Annotated in this window: 22 protein-coding genes and 1 tRNA gene; 4 read left to right on the top strand and 19 right to left on the bottom strand. The window is 35.3% G+C overall.

The annotated features are described in order from the left end of the window. Positions 1-21: 21 nt before the first annotated feature. The 6 genes from QRE67_RS06290 to QRE67_RS06265 form a co-directional block, all read right to left on the bottom strand. Positions 22-1,071, bottom strand: coding sequence for a polyamine ABC transporter substrate-binding protein (locus QRE67_RS06290; protein ID WP_286124045.1), 1,050 nt, complete (start codon positions 1,069-1,071; stop codon positions 22-24). Positions 1,072-1,110: 39 nt separating this feature from the next. Next, positions 1,111-1,911 (bottom strand): ABC transporter permease, encoded by an 801-nt coding sequence (locus QRE67_RS06285; protein ID WP_286124044.1) that lies wholly within the window; start codon positions 1,909-1,911, stop codon positions 1,111-1,113. Positions 1,912-1,917: 6 nt separating this feature from the next. Next, entirely contained in the window at positions 1,918-2,763 is an 846-nt protein-coding gene (locus QRE67_RS06280) for an ABC transporter permease (protein ID WP_286124043.1), read from the bottom strand. Next, on the bottom strand, positions 2,760-3,743 hold the full coding sequence (locus tag QRE67_RS06275; RefSeq protein WP_286124042.1) for an ABC transporter ATP-binding protein: 984 nt from the start codon (positions 3,741-3,743) through the stop codon (positions 2,760-2,762). Before QRE67_RS06275 ends, QRE67_RS06280 begins: the two co-directional genes overlap by 4 nt. A gap of 235 nt (positions 3,744-3,978) precedes the next feature. Then, positions 3,979-5,346: an aldehyde dehydrogenase gene (locus tag QRE67_RS06270; protein ID WP_286124041.1), complete on the bottom strand. Its 1,368-nt coding sequence runs from the start codon at positions 5,344-5,346 to the stop codon at positions 3,979-3,981. A 425-nt stretch (positions 5,347-5,771) separates the two neighbouring features. Beyond that, positions 5,772-8,162, bottom strand: a complete 2,391-nt coding sequence (locus tag QRE67_RS06265) for an immune inhibitor A domain-containing protein (protein WP_286124040.1) — start codon at positions 8,160-8,162, stop codon at positions 5,772-5,774. A gap of 353 nt (positions 8,163-8,515) precedes the next feature. Between QRE67_RS06265 and QRE67_RS06260 the strand changes: the two genes are divergently transcribed. Together QRE67_RS06260 and QRE67_RS06255 are read left to right on the top strand one after the other, a co-directional pair. Beyond that, complete coding sequence (locus QRE67_RS06260; RefSeq protein WP_286124039.1) at positions 8,516-8,647, top strand: anti-repressor SinI family protein; 132 nt, start codon at positions 8,516-8,518, stop codon at positions 8,645-8,647. 81 nt (positions 8,648-8,728) lie between these two features. Next, positions 8,729-9,052, top strand: a complete 324-nt coding sequence (locus QRE67_RS06255; RefSeq protein ID WP_286124038.1) for a helix-turn-helix domain-containing protein — start codon at positions 8,729-8,731, stop codon at positions 9,050-9,052. A 94-nt stretch (positions 9,053-9,146) separates the two neighbouring features. On the opposite strand, the gene calY is transcribed toward QRE67_RS06255, so the two are convergent. From calY to QRE67_RS06220, 7 genes are all read right to left on the bottom strand, one after another. After that, a complete protein-coding gene (gene calY, locus QRE67_RS06250) occupies positions 9,147-9,740 on the bottom strand; it encodes a biofilm matrix protein CalY (protein WP_286124037.1) in 594 nt (197 codons plus the stop codon). A 586-nt stretch (positions 9,741-10,326) separates the two neighbouring features. Continuing rightward, positions 10,327-10,962 carry an LPXTG cell wall anchor domain-containing protein gene (locus tag QRE67_RS06245; RefSeq protein WP_286124036.1) on the bottom strand — a complete coding sequence of 212 codons (636 nt, stop codon included), beginning with the start codon at positions 10,960-10,962 and terminating at the stop codon, positions 10,327-10,329. 95 nt (positions 10,963-11,057) lie between these two features. Next, positions 11,058-11,648 carry a CalY family protein gene (locus QRE67_RS06240; RefSeq protein WP_286124035.1) on the bottom strand — a complete coding sequence of 197 codons (591 nt, stop codon included), beginning with the start codon at positions 11,646-11,648 and terminating at the stop codon, positions 11,058-11,060. A gap of 70 nt (positions 11,649-11,718) precedes the next feature. Next, positions 11,719-12,471 (bottom strand): DUF4047 domain-containing protein, encoded by a 753-nt coding sequence (locus tag QRE67_RS06235; RefSeq protein WP_286124033.1) that lies wholly within the window; start codon positions 12,469-12,471, stop codon positions 11,719-11,721. Positions 12,472-12,871: 400 nt separating this feature from the next. Continuing rightward, positions 12,872-13,447 (bottom strand): signal peptidase I SipW, encoded by a 576-nt coding sequence (gene sipW, locus QRE67_RS06230; RefSeq protein ID WP_286124032.1) that lies wholly within the window; start codon positions 13,445-13,447, stop codon positions 12,872-12,874. Between the two features lie 134 nt (positions 13,448-13,581). Beyond that, positions 13,582-14,865, bottom strand: a complete 1,284-nt coding sequence (locus QRE67_RS06225) for a D-alanyl-D-alanine carboxypeptidase family protein (RefSeq protein ID WP_286124031.1) — start codon at positions 14,863-14,865, stop codon at positions 13,582-13,584. Positions 14,866-15,022: 157 nt separating this feature from the next. Further along, positions 15,023-15,250: a hypothetical protein gene (locus QRE67_RS06220; protein ID WP_286124030.1), complete on the bottom strand. Its 228-nt coding sequence runs from the start codon at positions 15,248-15,250 to the stop codon at positions 15,023-15,025. 194 nt (positions 15,251-15,444) lie between these two features. Between QRE67_RS06220 and QRE67_RS06215 the strand changes: the two genes are divergently transcribed. Continuing rightward, positions 15,445-15,517, top strand: a tRNA-Val gene (locus tag QRE67_RS06215). A 695-nt stretch (positions 15,518-16,212) separates the two neighbouring features. Then, the gene (locus QRE67_RS06210) at positions 16,213-16,434 is read left to right on the top strand and encodes a hypothetical protein (protein ID WP_017149849.1); all 222 of its coding nucleotides are present in this window, start codon (positions 16,213-16,215) and stop codon (positions 16,432-16,434) included. Between the two features lie 88 nt (positions 16,435-16,522). On the opposite strand, the gene QRE67_RS28840 is transcribed toward QRE67_RS06210, so the two are convergent. From QRE67_RS28840 to QRE67_RS06185, 6 genes are all read right to left on the bottom strand, one after another. Beyond that, positions 16,523-16,648, bottom strand: a complete 126-nt coding sequence (locus tag QRE67_RS28840; protein WP_502874002.1) for a YonV C-terminus-related protein — start codon at positions 16,646-16,648, stop codon at positions 16,523-16,525. Positions 16,649-16,654: 6 nt separating this feature from the next. Continuing rightward, positions 16,655-16,924, bottom strand: coding sequence for a DUF1292 domain-containing protein (locus QRE67_RS06205; protein WP_286124029.1), 270 nt, complete (start codon positions 16,922-16,924; stop codon positions 16,655-16,657). Between the two features lie 432 nt (positions 16,925-17,356). Continuing rightward, a complete protein-coding gene (locus QRE67_RS06200) occupies positions 17,357-17,545 on the bottom strand; it encodes a hypothetical protein (protein WP_286124028.1) in 189 nt (62 codons plus the stop codon). Between the two features lie 52 nt (positions 17,546-17,597). Then, entirely contained in the window at positions 17,598-17,846 is a 249-nt protein-coding gene (locus QRE67_RS06195) for a DUF4176 domain-containing protein (RefSeq protein ID WP_286124027.1), read from the bottom strand. A 387-nt stretch (positions 17,847-18,233) separates the two neighbouring features. After that, complete coding sequence (locus tag QRE67_RS06190) at positions 18,234-18,425, bottom strand: hypothetical protein (protein WP_286124026.1); 192 nt, start codon at positions 18,423-18,425, stop codon at positions 18,234-18,236. Between the two features lie 255 nt (positions 18,426-18,680). After that, complete coding sequence (locus tag QRE67_RS06185) at positions 18,681-18,929, bottom strand: DUF4176 domain-containing protein (protein ID WP_286124025.1); 249 nt, start codon at positions 18,927-18,929, stop codon at positions 18,681-18,683. Between the last annotated feature and the right edge of the window lie 63 nt (positions 18,930-18,992).

Genomic DNA, 18,992 nt, shown 5'->3' with positions numbered 1-18,992 from the left:
CAGAAACCGCATTTTCATTACTTATTTTCCTTTTGTTTTTAGCTCTGTCCAGTAACGGTCATAATCTTTTAATTTATTATCTACATCAACAAGCCATTCTGTACGATTTAATTCTTCTGGTGATAAGAAAATCATGTGATTATCACGATATTCTTTACTATGAAGATCACGAGCTTTTTCATTTGGATTACTATATCCAATGGATTCATAGTTTTTCACACTTACTTTTTCATCTAGTAAGTAGTTCATAAACTTCTCTGCAAGCTCTTTATTTTTTGCACCTTTTGGAATCGCTAATGTATCCGCCCAAATTGTACCACCTTCTTTTGGAACAACATACCCTACATCTTTATTATCCTTTGCGATGAAAGCTGCATCCCCAGACCATACCGTTCCAATCCAAGCATCCTCTGTAATGAACTTTTGTTTAATGTTATCTGTATCAAACGCAAGTAAGTTAGGAAGTAGCTTTTGTAAATCATTAGCCGCTGTTTTTAACTCTGCATCATTTGTTGTACTGTTTGAGAATCCGTTCTTTTTCAGACCCATTCCTAATACTTCACGAGAATCATTTAATAAAGTAACATGTCCTTTATATTTCTCGTTCCATAAGTCATTCCAGCTTGTTGGCGCTTCTTTTACATATTTTTTATTGTAAGCAATTCCTGTTACACCCCAAGTGTACACAAGTGAATATTTATTTTCCGGATCAAACGGAGGTGTTTTAAAGTTAGAAACAAGATTCTCTATGTTTGGAATGTTTTTCTTGTCTAACGGTTCTAGTAATTTCATTTCCGTCATCGTTTTAACCATGTAGTCAGACGGTTGAATTAAATCATACTTTGCACCGCCCGCTTGTAACTTCGCAAGCATTTCTTCGTTACTTGCATACTTATCATAGTTAATTTTTACGTTATATTTCTTTTCAAAATCCTTTAACACTTGCTCATCAAAATTATCAGCCCAGCTATAAATATTTAACTCTTCTTTCTTTTCACCACAGCCAGCTAATACACCGGCAACAAGGCTGAAGCTAAGTACTGCACCAGCTACTGTTTTCATCCATTTCATCGATTTATTACCTCCTCTTTCTTTGTAATTCATACACTCTTATAGTGGAAGATGTCCTCCAGAGTTTTCTTCACCGTCTGCACCTTTATTACGGAATATTTCTGATGCAATCATTAACCCAACAATTACAACAATTAAAATTGTAGAAAGGGCGTTAATTTCAGGTGTTATCCCACGTTTCACCATACTATAAATATATAATGGCAATGTTGTTGATCCTGGACCTGATACGAAGAAACTAATCACAAAATCATCAATTGATAATGTGAATGTTAATAATGCCGCTGAAATAATACCAGGCGCGATTCCAGGCAGCGTTACATAACGAAACGTTTGCCAAGGCGTTGCCCCTAAATCATTTGCTGCTTCCTCTAAATCACGCCCCATACCGGAAAGACGTGCTGCCAAAATAACAACGACGAACGAAATACTAAATGTAATATGTGCAATGATAATTGTTGTTTGCCCTAATTCCATGCCAAGTTGGCTAAATAAAATAAGTAACGACAATCCCATTAAAATATCAGGAATTAAGATTGGTAAATATACCAGTCCATTAATCGCACCTTCAAAACGGTACTTATAACGGTGCAGTGCCACTGCGAAAAGCACGCCAAGAACTGTTGTTACAACTGTCGTAATAAGCGCAATGGTAATACTATTAATAAACGCATCAATTACGTCTTGCTTTTGAAATAAATCCGTGTACCAATGAAGCGTAAATCCTTCCCATTCCGCATTTATACGGGAATCATTAAAGGAATATACCATTAATACCATCATCGGAAAATACAAGAACAATAAAATAACCCAAGAATAAGAGACTAAAAACTTCTTCATTTTTGTCTATTCCCCTCCGTTTCCGTATTTATATACTTTCGTAGCACGATAATATAAGTAAATTAACAGAACGGAGAACAGAACAACAATGATAGATAACGCTGATCCAAATGGCCAATCACGCGCACCTAAAAATTGGTTTTGAATGACGTTTCCGATTAATGCTACTTTTGATCCGCCCATTACGTCGGATACAACGAACATTCCAATAGATGAAACAAATACTAAAATCGAACCCGTTGCAATCCCTGACATTGTCATTGGCACTGTTACATGCCAAAATGCTTTAAATGGTGTTGCCCCTAAATCATATGCTGCTTCTAGCTTTCGTTTATCAAGTTGTTCAATCGATGCATACACCGGTAAAATCATAAATGGTAGTAAAGAATATACCATACCTAATACAACAGAAGGTGTATTATACAATAAATTTAACGGTTCAGTAATAATACCTAACTTCAGTAATAATGTATTTACAAGGCCTTGTGAACGTAAAATGACAATCCATGCATAGGAACGTACAAGGAAATTAATCCAAAACGGAATTGTTGCTAATAGCAGTAAAATGGAACGATATTTTCGGTCCACAATTGTGATCGTATACGCAAATGGATAACCAATGAATAAACAAAGAGCCGTTGTAATAAACGCAATTTTCACTGTTTCCCATAATGTATTCATATACAATGGATCAAACACGCGCGATATGTTATCTAATGTAAATTTCATCTCTACTGTTCCGTATGCTCCGCGCTGCAAGAACGCAAATGCTAATACGAATAAGAGTGGAAATAAAAAGAAGATGAGCAACCATGTAACTGTAGGTAATGCGAGTAGTTTCCCTTTTCTCAATTTAAGGTCACCTCATCCTCTTGCACCCAGCCTACATATACATTATCTCCAATGCTCCACTGCGCTGATTCTTCGGCAGTTTGATACGCCATTAATAATTCTGATGTTTTTTCATCACGTACATAAAGTTTTTCCATATTTCCAACAAACTCAATATCTTCAATATGTCCAAGGTGATATTCTTGCATAACCGGTTGCTCAACCGAGCGTATTTTTACATTTTCTGGGCGTACTGCTACGTAGGTTTCCCCATTTTGAATAATATTATTTTCACCGATGAATGTCGCAACGAACATTGTTTTCGGCTCTTTATAAATCTCCTTAGGCGTACCGATCTGCTCAATATGTCCTTTATTCATAACAACGATGCGGTCGCTCATACTCATCGCTTCTTCTTGGTCATGCGTCACATAAATGAACGTAATTCCTAAGTTACGCTGCAAGCTCTTTAATTCACGCTGCAAATCTTTTCTTAACTTGAAGTCAAGTGCTCCGAGTGGTTCATCCAGTAATAACACACGAGGATTGTTTACAATCGCTCTAGCAATCGCTACACGTTGCTGCTGTCCACCCGAAAGTTTTGAAGGCTTACGATTACGAAATTCAAGTAGCTGTGTTAAGCGCATCGCTTCTTCCGCACGCTCTTTTTGTTCTGCGGCCGATACCTTTTGCATTTTCATACCAAAACAGATGTTTTTCTCAACTGTCATATGTGGGAATAATGCGTAATGCTGGAACACTAGGTTCATATGACGCTTATAAGGTGGCAAATCATTGATTTTTTCATCATCAAGTAAAAGATCACCTTTTGTAGGAGTTTCAAACCCAGCAATCATACGAAGTAAAGTCGTCTTACCGCAACCACTCGGTCCAAGAATCGTTAAAAATTCCCCTTCTTTAATATCTAAAGAAAGAGGTGGAATAATCACTTGTTCTCCAAAATGTTTTTCTACCGCTTCAACTTTAATAATCTTTTTCATTTTCTCGTCCTATCTACCTCAAATTTTTATTTTTTTATATTGATGAATACGTATTGGTTTTATATATACTATTTTTTGTTTCAAGCCAAACAAAAATGGTTGTTTAACAGCATTCTTTCCTATTCCATATAGTATGTTTGATTCATTTTTTCATGATATACATGTTGAACAGAAAAACCCCTTCACGTTGAAGGGGTTTTTATCATACGGCTACGCCAACTGATAAACACCATCACTATTTTAACAACTTTCGTATAAATTTTAAAGCACTTTTTGTAGAAGAATAGCGAATTTTCATATCGAATGCCGTTGATTGCAACAAAATGCTTTTATAGTGAGAAAATGTGCGAAAACTCTGTTCACCATGATAGCTGCCTAACCCACTATTTCCCACCCCGCCAAAGGGTAAATATGGCGTAGCAAGATGATACACAACATCATTGATACAGCCTCCCCCATATGAGATGTTCCGTATAACTTGTTTCTGAATTTCTTTATTCTCTGAAAATACATATAAGGCCAGTGGCTTTGGATGCTGTTGAACCGTTGTAATGACATCTTCTATTTTGTTATATTCCATAAGGGGCAAAATCGGTCCGAAAATCTCATCCTCCATGACTGTATCCTGCCAAGTTATATTTGTTAAAACTGTCGGCTCAATTTGCAAAGCATCCTCATTATATTTCCCACCAACTTCTAGCGTACCATCCTGTAAAAAAGAGCATAGTCTCTCAAAATGACGCTTACTTACAATCCGAACATATTTTGCATTTTGTAACGGTTGTTCACCATATTGATTTCGTATTTCAGTTCGTAATGCTTCTATAAATTGTTCTTTCACAGAAGAATGAACATAGATATAATCCGGTGCGACACAGGTTTGTCCAGCATTTAAAAACTTCCCCCATACGATGCGCCGTGCCGCTACTTCTAATTTTGCATCTTTATGTACAATGCATGGACTCTTACCACCAAGTTCTAGCGTGAGCGGCGTCAACCTTTTGGCCGCTGCTTCCATCACAACTTTTCCAATTCCAACGCTACCAGTAAAGAAAATGTAATCAAATGGCTCTTTTAATAAGGCTGTACTCTCATCAACTCCGCCTTCAACAACCGCAACAAGTTCTGCTGGAAATAACTCCTGTAGCATCTTTGCAAGCAGCTTAGAGACGTTAGGTGTTAATTCAGACGGTTTTAGTATAACTGTGTTTCCAGCCGCAAGGGCACCTACAAGTGGCGCTACGGCAAGTTGAAACGGATAATTCCACGGAGCCATCACAAGTGTTACGCCGTACGGCTCTGGAACTATTTTTCCTCTTGAACCAAAATGTGTTAATGCTGTTCGAACACGCTTCGGCTTACTCCATGAAGAAAGATGCTTTTTTAGAAATGAAATTTCCTTTAATACATACCCGACTTCTGTCGTAAACGATTCATGATCCGACTTATTTAAATCTAGTTTCAATGCTTGGAAAATGTCCGATTCAAAATGTTGAATTCCTTCATATAATCTTTGTAAATGCTTTTTTCTCTCTTCTATATTTCTTGTGTTTCCTTTATAAAAATATGCCTTTTGTCTTTTCACAATAGAAGTGATATTCATCAGCTACACACTCCTTCTATTTATATAAAACATTTTTATCACTCTTACCTCACTTTTATGTATATATCCATTTTGATTTTTCGACATATAGCCGCGGCTATGGATAACAAAAGGTGACCTGCACTCGTTTTCTCTCTTTGTTTTCACTTGGCATGGGGCAGGAAAAGGATTTGACCGCTTCTATGCATGGCCGGATGCTCTCTCCCACCTAAAAAGAAGGGTTTTATGTCGGTTTTTTAATTTGTATTTATATAGATCACCTTGATAAAAGATTACTATATGTGAAGTTTCATTATATATGAGTTTTTACTTAACTGAAAATATATTTGCTCATAAAGTGAAGCTTTAATCAGTGGGGGTTTTACTGCCAGTTATTGCGGGATAAAAAAAGCTGTTGAAAGGAAAACCTCTCAACAGCTTCTTCATTATTTACGGTATAAGCGAACTGCTCCTGCAGAGTTATCGTCTGCTTGGCCAACTACTTCAAATTTCAAGCCAAGCTTCGGTACGTTACGTCCTGCATCTGGAATTTGTTGGTTGATATAAGCTTTAGAATCGTCAAACTTCGCTACACCTGGTAATCCATCATATACGAATGTGCCACGTGTTGGATGTACAACTTTCCAAGCTGGTGTTTGGTTGAATGAGAATGCAGCATCCGCAATTTGGAAACGTGTGCTATCTTTATACGTTGGTTTTCCATTTAAAACTCCAGCGATTGCTTCAGGATGTGAATCTACGACTCCTAAGAAACCATCTCCTGGATGGACACCAACCCAGTTATCAAGGTAGGTTTCATCAGCATACCATACAACTAAACCAGTGTTATATACAGGCCCACGTGCATGTTTTAACGCTTCGTCAGAACCAGAATAGTTTCTCCACTCTAAATAGTAATGATGATCTTTCTTATCAAATCCGTTTGATACAACGAATCCATTTAATTTCAATTTTGCATCGCCTTCTGCATCATCAGAGAAGACAACTTGTCCATCTACTGTTAAAGATGCATTATCAAGTGCAAAGCCATTAAGCGCTAAACCACCATCTGTAATATATTCAAATACAAGTTTCACTTTTTTACCTTTGAATTGGCTTAAATCATACGATTTGTCTACCCATTTTCCAAGAGTTGTATCTGCGCCACCTTTTACATTTTCATCGCCAATCTTGTCAATTAATGTTTTTGTTCCATCTTCTGTTACTGCATGTACTTCTAATAAATCATAATCTGTTTCAATTTCGTATAATGATTTGAAATCAAATTTCGCATTTGTTGCATTCGTTAAATCGAACAGTGGTGTCTCCATTGTTGTATGAAGGTCATCACCTTTTGTACTATAGTAATATTTCTTACCGAATGCAGGCTCAATTCCTTTTACCTCTTTATCTGGTAAATTAACACGAATTAAACCTGGTCGATTAGATTTCGTTACACTTTGATCTAAGTATGTTGCTAAACCGATACCTTTATTTAATTTCTCGTAATCTACTTCTACAATGTTCGCCCAGTTTCCGCCCATGTTCTTTTGAAAGAACTCTTTGTTTTGCGGAGAGAAGCTTGTTGGCGTTGTTCCAGCAATTTCACCAGCCCAGCTACCACCACTCATAATAGACCAAGCTTGCACTGGTTCTCCGCCTCCAGAATACTTCGTATCATACTCATCTGGAAGACCTAAATCATGACCAAATTCATGTGCGAATACACCAACTGCTCCATCTTCTGGCTCAACTGTGTAATCAAATGCTGCCATTTTACCGCCCCAATATGGAACTTTTGCTGTTGTACCCTCTACTGGATATGGTTTTGGTCCAATTGTCCAGCGATGTGACCAAATTGCGTCATCTCCTAATTTACCGCCACCAGCTTCTTGCCCTACACCTGCATGGAGTACCATTAAGTGATCTACAAGCCCATCTGGCTCATTTTTATTTCCATTACCATTCACATCATATTGATCAAACTCGTCAAATTGCGATAAGTCTAATCCGCTATCTACCGCCGCTTTCAATGCATCTTTTACAAGATCACGTGGTCCTTTTGGTCCTTTGTTATCATGACCTTCTCCAGCATCAGCACCGTAGTCAGCCGCTTTACCAGGAACTTTTAACCATTGTGTCACTGTTCCATCTACCGTGTAACTACCACCTGATTGTTCTTCGTAGTATTGTTTAAATGTTTCAATTTTTGAACCATCGTATAACGTGAACGGCTCATCACCAAAGAGCATTTTTTCATAATGCTCTTTATTAAAGTCATCTGAATACATATAACCTGGCTCTTGATCAATGTTATTATGTTTAAAATCATCATACTCAACAAGTAACACAAGCACTTTATCTTTACGAACTTCTCCATTATACGGAGCTTCTTTTGCTGGATTAGTTGGTACTTTCCCATTTAAATTCCCTTTAGGACTACTTGGTTGACCAGCACTACCATTAGCTGGTTGATCTACTTTTTCTTTCGCTTTCATGTTTGCATCTTTTACTGTTTTCATAAAGTCTGAAGCTTCTTGCGTCACGCTATCCCCCGCTGCTGGGTCTTTTCCAGGGTTATCACCTTTCTTTTTCTCTACATACTTTTCAACAGCTTTTAGCGTGTCTTCTTTTGAAGCAGACTTGTCAATAACCCCACGTTTCTTAAGAGCTTCTGCTAAACGCTCTTCTGGAATTAAATGATCATCAACTGGGCTTGAAGTCACAATTTTACCTGGTGTTTCTGCATAAGCAGACTGACTTCCAACCCCAAATGTGCAACTAAGCACGGCTGCCGCAGCAAGCGTGGACAGTACCTTAAAAGGTTTCTTTCTCATCCCTATTTCCTCCCCTAATAACAAATTGTATTAATATTTAGATAATAATAAAAATTCAATAAAATTTCAACAATTTGTTTTATTTTGTAACTTTTTTAATATTTTTGTAAAAATTCCATATCTTATATAAAAATATATCTTAATTTATCGTTTTTTTCAGAAAATATTGATAAAGTTTGATAAAACTATTACAATTTCTGTATAGAACGACAAAACCGGGCATTTCACCTACAAAATACACAATAACTTAACACAAATTTTACCATATTAACCTTTTAAAACATTATAATAAGTTTAAAAGATTGATTATTTCGCATCATTTATTACGATGGACAATTAGGGAGGAATACACTTTGTACAAAGAGAATACCGAAAAACTAGATCAAGAATGGATTGATTTAATGCTTGAAGCTCTAGATGCAGGAATTGCTATTCAAGAAATCGAACACTTTTTCCACCATGTGAAACACCCTTCTGGAAACTAACAGCGTTGTTCTTTTTAACGAAAATTGTGTTATAATAATGACATCATAAGCTGACTACATACAGAAGAAAGGTGCGCAAAAATGATTGGAGAACGTATAAAACGCCTTCGTCTACAAAGAGGGATTTCTTTAACAGAACTTGCTGAAAAAGCGGGTGTCGCTAAATCTTACATTAGTTCCATCGAACGTAATTTACAAAAAAATCCCTCCATTCAATTTCTCGAAAAGATTGCTAATGTTCTGCAGATTCCGGTTGATATACTCCTTCATGACGAAACAACATCTGAAAATCAATTAGATTCTGAATGGACAACTCTTGTTAAAGAAGCGATGAATTCTGGTGTATCAAAAGAACAGTTCCGCGAATTTCTAGAATTTACAAAATGGAAGAAAAACCAGAAATAATAGATTACAAAAAGAGTGCATACTGGGGAGCACTCTTTTTTCATTTACTAGAAAAAGCGGGGAATCCCCGCTTTTGGTTTTGTTTCCTAATTTATTACTTCTCTTCACCCTCTGTTTGGTTTGCATTGAATGTCCATTCTAAATTCAACTTATCACCTTGGAAGATATTTTGATCTGCATTATTGTCTACAAATTCAAATTGTACCCATAGATAGTCTTCTGTTCCAGCTTCTAAGCCGCCTTCTTCACCCCATTCTGGAGCAAAGATTTCTTTTGCTACAAGGTCTGGATCTAAATTTTGTAATTCTGCTAACGTTGTTTCATATACAGGCTCACTTTGTGTATCCCAGTTCCAAATGAAGTTCACTTTAATATGCTTACCAAAGTCTTCACCAGCATTATCACCTTTAGCATCAGTTACTGAATATTTAGTTGCTAACTTTACATCTTTAATTGCTAAAGAACCTTTGTTTTGTAATAAGAATTCTTTCTTTACAGTATCACCAGGTTTTAAGTTATCAATATCAATAATTGTTTTTGGATTAACCGCAAGATCTAACGTACCCGCTGCAAATGTATTATTTGATACTTCTTTATCGCTAAAGTATGCGAACGTTCCTCCACCGATTAAAGATAACCCCAATGCCGCTGATGCGACTCCCATTCCTAACTTTTTCTTTAAGCTCACTTCATATTCCCCCTAGCTGTTTTTATTGTTATCTCTTATGTAAGAAATAAGAGGTCTAACTAATAGAATTTCTCTCTCTTTGCTATGATCAATATAAGTGCAATATCCCTGGTTATCTTCGTTCTTTAAAAAGCTACCTTGTGTTCATTATAAAGAACAAACACCTATAAACGAAACAACAAAATCAGCTTAATTTTATGTTTTAAAGGAATTTAAAGACATTTTAAAACCATTTTCTTTATTTTTCATAAGTTTACTCTATTTATCTATTAATTTATACAGTTGATTTATTTGAATATAACCTAAAATGAAAAACACCCTCAATAAAGTGAAACTTTTATCAGTAGGATTTTCTTCATCCCCCACTGATAATCAGCCTTCACCAATCGGGTTTTTACGGGCAGTTATCCTCCACCTATCTTCTTTGTTTCTCTCTGAATCTTGAAGTGGGGGTCTTACTGCCTGCAAATAGCGGGATGAATTTTTGTTATTTCTCTAGGCATTATTGTCCGTTCGTTCCAAATAAAAAAGACTAAATTACTTCTCCTTCCTCTTTTTCGGAGAAGTAATTTAGTCTTTTCGCAACTTAACTCTTCCTATGTTTCCTATACAAATAAAATCCAACTAATATCAGTCCGATCCCTAGTAAAATCATATTAGTCTGCTGCATACCTGTACGTGGTAATTGCCAATCATTACCCGGATTCACAGTAGAAGATCCAGATTGATCGTTTCCCGTTCCATTTCCGTTTCCTATTTCTCCACCACTTCCATTAGCCCCTTCAGCATAAAAAATAAACTTCACTTTCGTTTGTAAACCTTGATACTCATTGCCAAGTTCTTCCGGAACACGCACCGTATAAGTAAGCTCATCACTTTGGCCTACTGCCAGTGTACGCCCTTTCATTTTTCCAAAATCCCTTAAACTCCCTTCATATAAGATTTTTTCTTTATCTTTTACAGCAATTTTAAGAGCTTCATATAATTCATTAGATCCGTCAACAGCTTCACTTTTCATTATATATGTTAGTTTGCTTATTCCTTCATTGTTAACACGGATACTTCGATTTGCCCAGTCTCCTGGCTTCATGTCCGACACATGAAATAGTACTTCTTTTGGTGTAAGACTTATATCTATTTCTTGTCTCTCCTCCGCACGCACTTGCTCAATGTTCGTTGTAATACCAATGAGCAATGCTATAACACTATACACAACTAACACATATAACCACTTATTTTTTTCATCTATATCCCTCATATAAATGAGAATTACTATAAAAAAAGGTGGGAGATCCCACCTTTTTGATAGTAATTCTATTATTTTTCTTCACCTTCTGTTTGCTCTGCTTCAAATGTCCATTGCAATTCAAGTTTATCACCTTGGAATTGATTTTGGTCTTGTCCATTATCAACAAATTCGTATTGTACCCATAAGTAATCAGAATCACCATGTTGTAAACCGCCATTTTCTGCAAACCAGCCAGCAAAGATGCTCTCTTCAACTGCATCTGGAGACATCCCTTTCAAGTCAGCCAATGTTGTTGAGAAAATAGGCTCACTTAATTTATCCCAGTTCCAGAAGAAGTTTACACGAATGTGCTTACCGAAATCTTCTTGGTTATTACCATTTGCATCTATTACTTTATAATCCGTTAATAATTTCACAGTTTTGATATCTAACGAACCGTTATTGATAAGCTGAAAATCACGTGTCATCGTATCTCCCGGTTTGATATTATCAACATCAATAATTGTCGTTGGATCTACAGAAAGATCTAACGTACCTGCAGCAAACGTATTGTTCGTTACTTCTTTGTCACTAAAATATGCAAATGTTCCTCCACCGATTAAAGATGCCCCTAATACCGCAGATGCAATTCCCATTCCTAATTTTTTCTTAATTCCCATTCCATATTCCCCCTGAAATTCATTTTTTTATGTTAACCTCCACGATTGTAGAAGGTATAACCCATAAATATTACTGAACTTCCTTTACAGCGATTTCTTCTTTTTTCTCTGCTTTTTGTTGAACTGCTGGCGTGTCTTGTTCTGTATTCTGGGATTGTTTAATTGACTCGGAACTAGATTTTGTCTGTTGCTGGATCTCTTCTTTTGTTTGCGAAGAAGATGCTACTTGTTCAGCTTGTGTTTTCTTTTCTACTTCCTGCTGCTCTTTACTTGCTTTCTTCGCTTCTTCTTCAATTTGCTTTTGTAAGGAAACAATTTTCTCGTCAATTTGCTGTAGGTTCACTTGCTTGTCCACATTGTCACGAATACTCTTGACCGCTGTAAAACCAGCTTGTACATATTGAAGCACTTGTTGACTTGATTCACTTTTATTATTTTTTGTACTTTCTACCGCTTGGTTATAGTGGCCTTCTATTTCTGTATATATCTTTTGCAATGCTTCATACGCAGGCTTCATCTTCTCATGTTGCTGCTTCCACACTTTTTCCTGTTGCTGCAGTGCTGCAACAGAATCAGGTTCTCCCACACGCAGCATCTCTTCATATGCATTCAAAATAGAGCGTTCATGCTGCACGGCCTCTTTCGTTAATGTATCGATCGTTTTTGGAAATACAATTGCTGTAGAAATGGCGGATTGTATTTTTGTCTCATTTACAAAAGAAGCTTCTGTATACGTAACTACTTGAGAGCCCAAGTAAAAAGCTATTGAACACATACACGGTAACATGAGTATTGTTTTTATTTTCTTTGAAGATTTTGACATTATAATCTCTCCCATTACGCGCGGTTGTTCTTTATAACGAACTTATTTTTCATTATAAAGAATTTTTCCAAAAAAAGAAATATATTCCATGAGACAAAAAGTGACATAATTATGACATACCATTTCACCATTTTCATCTGTATATAACGAAAAAGAGTCCTCCCTCAAATTTTTTTCTTTTGTATGCTTTATCCTATGATATGTCACAAGTCATATATGAAATAAAATAGGCTATCACTTTGATAGCCTATTTATATAATTATTTCTCTACACCAGCCGTTTGTTTCGCATCAAACGTCCATTGTAATTCAATAGCGTCCCCTTAAAGCATGTTTTTTTCTTTAAAGTCATGTCCACCTATATATATTTATCAGTCTCTAAATTGGATAATATAATCAAATTACACAGATTCTCCTACATCTGAAGATTTATTTTTCTTTTCTTCATCGATGCTGCGAATAGCAGTAAAAATAGAAATTGCAGAATATCCAAGCAAAAGTATCCCCGGAATGATTAATAGTAAAGCTGCTCCTGCTTTAGAATTTGCATAGCTCAATAAATATCCAACATACGGAACCGTAATATCTCCATACTTTCCAACTACATTTTCGGCAAGAACTGGTTCTAAATCTGGGCCATTGTTATTATCACCTTTTGTTTCATACATCACTTTTCCATTTACATTTTTCACGCCAATAATACGGTGCGTTACAAGTTTCTTATCACTTTCTTTAAATGTAATAACATCCCCTTTTTTATATTTAGATCCATCTTTCGTCGGTTCCACCGCAATAACCGATCCTGTTAAAAATGTCGGTTCCATGGATCCAGATAATACCGTTTTAAATTGATATCCCATCACTGTTGGATCTCCGCCACTTACTTTTGATGAAATCACAACAAACGCTAAACAAACCATTACCGCAAATAAAACAAATGAGATAACATTACTCATAATCTTCCAAACTAGTTTCATTTGTCTCTTCCTCTCTTCATTGTTCATATAATCTCAAAACAAGGACGTTTCACAATGTTCTTTAAAGAGAACTTATTCCCATACTATAATGAACGTTTAGAAAACGCAATAAAAAATAGGCAATTATTACTTGCCTATTTTTCTTCTGAAACCGTATTCTTTTTACCCCGTCTTACTAAATATATACCAAGTACCAGCAAAGCAATAAACCCTCCCCCAATACTTGCAAGCATTTCATACGAGTACTTTGATTCAGATGATTCGGATGGCACTACATTCTTTTTCGGCATTTCAAATGTAACATCTTCTTTTGAGAGAACATTAATACTTTCAATCGTTTGATTATTTTTCTTCACATCCACTGTTCCAATGACATCACCACGATGAATGCCTCTTTCATACAGCTTTCCCTCATCAACTGGAGCGGATCGAAATACCGTTTGAACATTCTTTCCTTCTTCTTTCTTTAACATAAGCTCCGCACTTCGTTCTAGTTCACCATCTACATTTTTATTTAAATATGTTGTTTTCTGTCGCCAATTCGTTTTATCTAGCACCATTTGCTTCGTAAATTGTAAAAATGAATAATCCGCAATTTGACGCATATCTTCATAAATTTCTGGTCTTTGTGATGCCATCACAACATTCACAATGCGGTTGCCATCTTTCTCATTGAACAACACAAGTGTATTACGTGCTTCATTTGTAAAACCCGTTTTCCCACCAATACTATTTGGGTTTTCAAAATAATTTCCTCTATTAAAAATAGATACCGTCTGTCTTGATGTTGTAACAGTTGTCCGTTTCGTATTCATCGCCTGTAAAATCTCAGGATATTGCTGAACACCTCTCGCAATCATGGCCATATCATATGGAGTCGTATAATGATTCGGATCATGCAAGCCATTTGGCGTTATAAAATGACTATCTTTTGCCCCCAACTGCTTCGCTTTCTCATTCATCATATTCGCAAAATTTTCTATGCTTCCTCCGACACGCTCACCAATTATATAAGCAACATCGTTGGCACTTAGCACCATTAAAATCATCAGTGCTGTATTACGATCTACTGTTTCCCCCACTTGAAACTCAAGTTGATAATTACTCTTCTCCTGATCTAGTGCCGCTTGTGAAAACGTAAGTTTCTCCTCTGGTTTTACATGCTCCATTAATAAAATAGCAGTCAACACCTTCGTCATACTTGCCGGAAATGCATGTTGATATGCATTTTTGTCATACAACACATCCCCCGTCTTCGCATCAATTGAAACTGCAAACTGACCAAATACATTTGGATCTGACCCAGGTACATGTGGTGGTGCTGGTGCAGTGCCAGTTTCAGCATACAATGTCATAGGCACTAAAAAGAACAAACAACTCACCATAACAAAAACCATAATCTTCTTACAATTTACCATGTGACTCTCCCTTTTCTACTTTGTTTTACGCTGTATCTATTTGTCTTACCTGTTAAAACATTTCATTGGGATTTAATTGGAAAATCAATCGCCATTTTTCACTATATCATAATTTTACAAGAAAGGACATAATAGGTTGCATAAGAATAAGAAGGATTCACTCCTTCTTATTCTTCTCATCACTCAATAAATCTATTAAATTATTCCCTGCTTCCTCTTCCGTTACCTCATCTGTCATACCCATAAACGACCAGCCTTTAGACTCTGTCCAAGCGATAAACTCGTCTATAAACTCATCATGGGACACATCCACATCAAGAATCGCTCCATTAATCGCAATCGTTCTATTTCTAGGTACACGCATTGTAAAAGTTTTTCTTACCATTTAGTGCTCCTTTTATTTATACATATTTTATAAAACTATTTCCTAATTCTTTTATACCTTATTTCCATAGAGTTGTAAAAAGTATATATTACCTAAAATTAAAATCTGAAAACTTAAAATAATATCATTTACTACTTGATTTTATGATTATACTAATTTACAATTAGTCATACATTACTTCCTATACATATCATGATCCCGTAGCTCAGCAGGGAGAGCGCCACCTTGACAGGGTGGAGGTCGCTGGTTCGAACCCAGTCGGGATCATATCCTTATGTACCAAGTGTTAATAAATTTAATATTTGACCAAAACTAACGTTGAGCACCGCTCAAGTTTTGATTGAAACCCCTCCTTTAATTCTGAATGAGAATGAAGGAGGTTTTTTTATGTCCTTAAGTTACTTTAACGAAAAAGAAACAGTAAAAAAGCGACAACCTCATAAACGAAAAACTGGAAAAATCACAATGGTTTGTTTTCCCTAATTGTTTGTTGCATGTGGAACACAAACATATTAAATTGCTTTCATCGAATGTTAATTCTGGATGGTTATGTCTTGATTTAATATGATGTGCTGTTAACTCATCTGTATTTATGATTCCGCATTTACGGAAACATCACTAACAGTAACCATCACGCTGAATTATCTTTTTACTTAACTTCTTCCAACGATATGTCTTCATTAACTTATCGGATTCACTTAGTTCAGTAGTTGTTTTCGACTTACGTTTACTACAATTACATGTAGTACCTTATGGTATAATCTTTCCACACTTACATCCTGTAAGCAGTTCCATAGTATAAACACATCATTTGTTGGAGAATAGTGTACTTTTTCCTTTGTAAACTCCTACACGATTTCATTTACTATAGTATTTACTTTATGTATAATTAAATAGAATATTTTGGAAAATAAATAAAGTGAAATTCAAAGAATGGACTAAAAACAAATAGGAGGAGTTTTATGACTCGTTGTACGAATTGTAAAACAAAATGGAAAGCAAAAGATGTATGGTCACTTCTCATGCAAAATGATGGCAAGGATTGTCCATATTGTTATGGAAGACAGTATCTTTCAGATGATACGTTTGAATTTGGTGCTCATGCTTTACCTTTTTTATTTCTTTTTCCGTTCTTTGTTGAATTAAGCGATACAAGTCCTTTATTAAAGTTTAGGAAGAAATAATATAGGTGTACGTTGTTTTCTTTGATTTGAATAATTCCAATGATTTTTTCAAAAAATTAGACGAGCTATGATATTAGCCCGCCTTCTTCTAAATCTTATAATCCGCCCAATCTTTCAATAAACTTCGCATTCTTTCAGATGGTATATAACAATGCATTGACTGTCCTTTACGAATACAACCACGGAATATGAATTGGATTAAATCTGTGTCCAACCAATATCAATCTTGCTCATCCATAATTCCCTCGAAAGCAGCAGATACTTTTTCAAACTCCTTGTCACTTTCAATGTATGACAATTCACCATCATGTTCTACTCTTAAAAAGAAGATATCAATGTCTTCATCTGTTTCCTTTTGAACGTCTTCTACAAAGCCGACAGCAATGTATTCTGCACCTTCGACATTCATCGTTCCTAGCACTTCAACTTCCTGCTCTTGATCACTCTCATCGCTAAGGGTAAAAATTTCGCCTACTTCAATTTTTTCCATATAATACTCTCCTTTCATACTCTCAAAAATAGAGCATTCAATTCGTATATTTACTAACATATCTTTCCATAGAAAATCAAATTAATGTACAAAAAACAAATTTTTATATTTTTTCTTTTGCTTCATCGTAAACCACCTTCTCATGAAATGCTATAATTATGTACAAAAAAATAAAGCAAGGATTTCTCCCCGCTCCTGTTAATTCTTAATTAAAGAGATCAACCTCCATTGTTTCCATCTGCCATGGTTTTCACTGGACTAATAGTTTGTTGATTGTCTACTGAGATATGTACAAAATAACTCCTAGCAATAAACTAGGAGCACACACTTCAAAGAACATATTATGAATATCACTTTGTTTACATTTCTAATGGCTTTTCACGTAAGAACAATTCGCTTTCAGTCATATAACCTTTATGTAAAAATCCATATTTATTTTGTCCTCTTCTTTTTTCGGTTTCTAAATATAATCTCTAACGCTACTACTGAGATAAATCCTACAGATAGTTGTAAACCTGTAAAGAGAAGTTTATCATTTTGAGGAATGTCAGGCACACTCCACATCAGTACAGGGGGAACAAGTATACCAATGATTACAAGGATTCTCATTATCTTTCCCATTTTATTTTCCCCTATCATATTTTTAGAATCTATATGTCTTTTTTGAACTTCTTTACATTTCTATTAATTTTTCACGTAGTACTAATTCACTCTCAGTCATATAACCTCTATGCATTTCCTCTACAATCTTATCGTGATTAAAGCATAATACTTTTTCATCACCTAAATAGCCAATAGGATAAGGAACACCTACATAGTCAAAATCACGTTTATCTGCTGAAACAACCATTCTTCCAATAATCATAATGATTGGTTCTACCTCTTCTAGTTTCACAACTGTTCCAATCGGTAAAAGTTTCATTTTATCTTCTCTCTCTTCTTTTTAAATTTGTTAGTTACACTAACAGACATTATCTCTAATACAATTTTGTAAATATAGCAACAATACGTTTCATTTTTAACTGGCTTAAAAACCTTCTCTATGTGTTTTAAATTTCATAAACACACCATCACCATAATATTTTACCACTAAATTGATCAGGAATAGAGTTCTATTGTTTCTTCCTATTTTTATGTATCTAAATATATATTCTAACAATATTATCGAAGTAATCCCCACAGATAATTTGGTACCTGTAGAGATAATCTTTTCTTTTTGAGAAGTGGTGGGAAGATTCCATATTACCATAAGGGAAATAATTCTTAACGATTTACCCATATTTTAAATTCTTCCACCTTATGTTAAATCTTATTTATTTTTAAATTTATTAAATATCCATTCATATAACTTATTAGTACCAAGTGCGAATGCTCCTAGAATAATAACACTAATAATAAAGAAAATCTTTTTAGGTAATTCATAAGGAGATATAATAGCAACTACAAGAAATATAGCAATTGCAACATATGTAATAATCTTCCCCGCTTTAAATGGCTGCATGTTATTTTGCCTCCTCTATTTCTTCTAATTTAATGATACTCCACTCGGTAATTATCCACAAAAAAATAAAACAAGGATTTCTCCCTGTTCCTGTTAGTCCTTTAATTAAGGAGATCAACCTCCACCGTCTCCGTTTGCCATTAGTTCCACCATAATAGTGGTTTGTTCTATTCCTACTGAAGTGTATATAAAACAACGCCTAGCTACAAACTAGGAGCTTCCCTCTCAAAGGACATATTATAAATATTACTTTGCTTACATTTCTATTAACTTTTCACGTAGTACTAATTCACTTTCAGTCATATAACCTCTATGCATTTCCTCCACAATCTTATCGTAATTAAAGCATAATGCTTTTTCCTCTCCTAGATAGCCAACTGGATAAGGAACACCTATATAATCAAAATCACGATTATCTGCTGAAGTCACCATTCTTCCAATAATCATAACAAATTGTTCTATATCTTCTAGTTTCACAACTGTTCCTATTGGTAAAAGTTTCATAATTATTTATTCTCCTTTTTTCTAAATTTATCCATAATATTATGAGCAACTATGTTCCATAAT

Source organism: Bacillus sp. DX3.1 (assembly GCF_030292155.1).
Taxonomy (GTDB): domain Bacteria; phylum Bacillota; class Bacilli; order Bacillales; family Bacillaceae_G; genus Bacillus_A.
The sequence above is the reverse complement of the archived record's forward strand: the minus strand, read 5'-3'. Positions and strand labels throughout refer to the sequence as shown.

Excerpts from the sequence above, each read along its gene's own strand:
- QRE67_RS06290 (WP_286124045.1), bottom strand. The coding sequence starts at position 1,071 with ATGAAATGGATGAAAACAGTAGCTGGTGCAGTACTTAGCTTCAGCCTT.
- QRE67_RS06285 (WP_286124044.1), bottom strand. The coding sequence starts at position 1,911 with ATGAAGAAGTTTTTAGTCTCTTATTCTTGGGTTATTTTATTGTTCTTG.
- QRE67_RS06275 (WP_286124042.1), bottom strand. The coding sequence starts at position 3,743 with ATGAAAAAGATTATTAAAGTTGAAGCGGTAGAAAAACATTTTGGAGAA.
- QRE67_RS06270 (WP_286124041.1), bottom strand. The coding sequence starts at position 5,346 with ATGAATATCACTTCTATTGTGAAAAGACAAAAGGCATATTTTTATAAA.
- QRE67_RS06265 (WP_286124040.1), bottom strand. The coding sequence starts at position 8,162 with ATGAGAAAGAAACCTTTTAAGGTACTGTCCACGCTTGCTGCGGCAGCC.
- QRE67_RS06255 (WP_286124038.1), top strand. The coding sequence starts at position 8,729 with ATGATTGGAGAACGTATAAAACGCCTTCGTCTACAAAGAGGGATTTCT.
- QRE67_RS06240 (WP_286124035.1), bottom strand. The coding sequence starts at position 11,648 with ATGGGAATTAAGAAAAAATTAGGAATGGGAATTGCATCTGCGGTATTA.
- QRE67_RS06235 (WP_286124033.1), bottom strand. The coding sequence starts at position 12,471 with ATGTCAAAATCTTCAAAGAAAATAAAAACAATACTCATGTTACCGTGT.
- sipW (WP_286124032.1), bottom strand. The coding sequence starts at position 13,447 with ATGAAACTAGTTTGGAAGATTATGAGTAATGTTATCTCATTTGTTTTA.
- QRE67_RS06225 (WP_286124031.1), bottom strand. The coding sequence starts at position 14,865 with ATGGTAAATTGTAAGAAGATTATGGTTTTTGTTATGGTGAGTTGTTTG.
- QRE67_RS06220 (WP_286124030.1), bottom strand. The coding sequence starts at position 15,250 with ATGGTAAGAAAAACTTTTACAATGCGTGTACCTAGAAATAGAACGATT.
- QRE67_RS06210 (WP_017149849.1), top strand. The coding sequence starts at position 16,213 with ATGACTCGTTGTACGAATTGTAAAACAAAATGGAAAGCAAAAGATGTA.
- QRE67_RS06205 (WP_286124029.1), bottom strand. The coding sequence starts at position 16,924 with ATGGAAAAAATTGAAGTAGGCGAAATTTTTACCCTTAGCGATGAGAGT.
- QRE67_RS06200 (WP_286124028.1), bottom strand. The coding sequence starts at position 17,545 with ATGGGAAAGATAATGAGAATCCTTGTAATCATTGGTATACTTGTTCCC.
- QRE67_RS06195 (WP_286124027.1), bottom strand. The coding sequence starts at position 17,846 with ATGAAACTTTTACCGATTGGAACAGTTGTGAAACTAGAAGAGGTAGAA.
- QRE67_RS06190 (WP_286124026.1), bottom strand. The coding sequence starts at position 18,425 with ATGCAGCCATTTAAAGCGGGGAAGATTATTACATATGTTGCAATTGCT.
- QRE67_RS06185 (WP_286124025.1), bottom strand. The coding sequence starts at position 18,929 with ATGAAACTTTTACCAATAGGAACAGTTGTGAAACTAGAAGATATAGAA.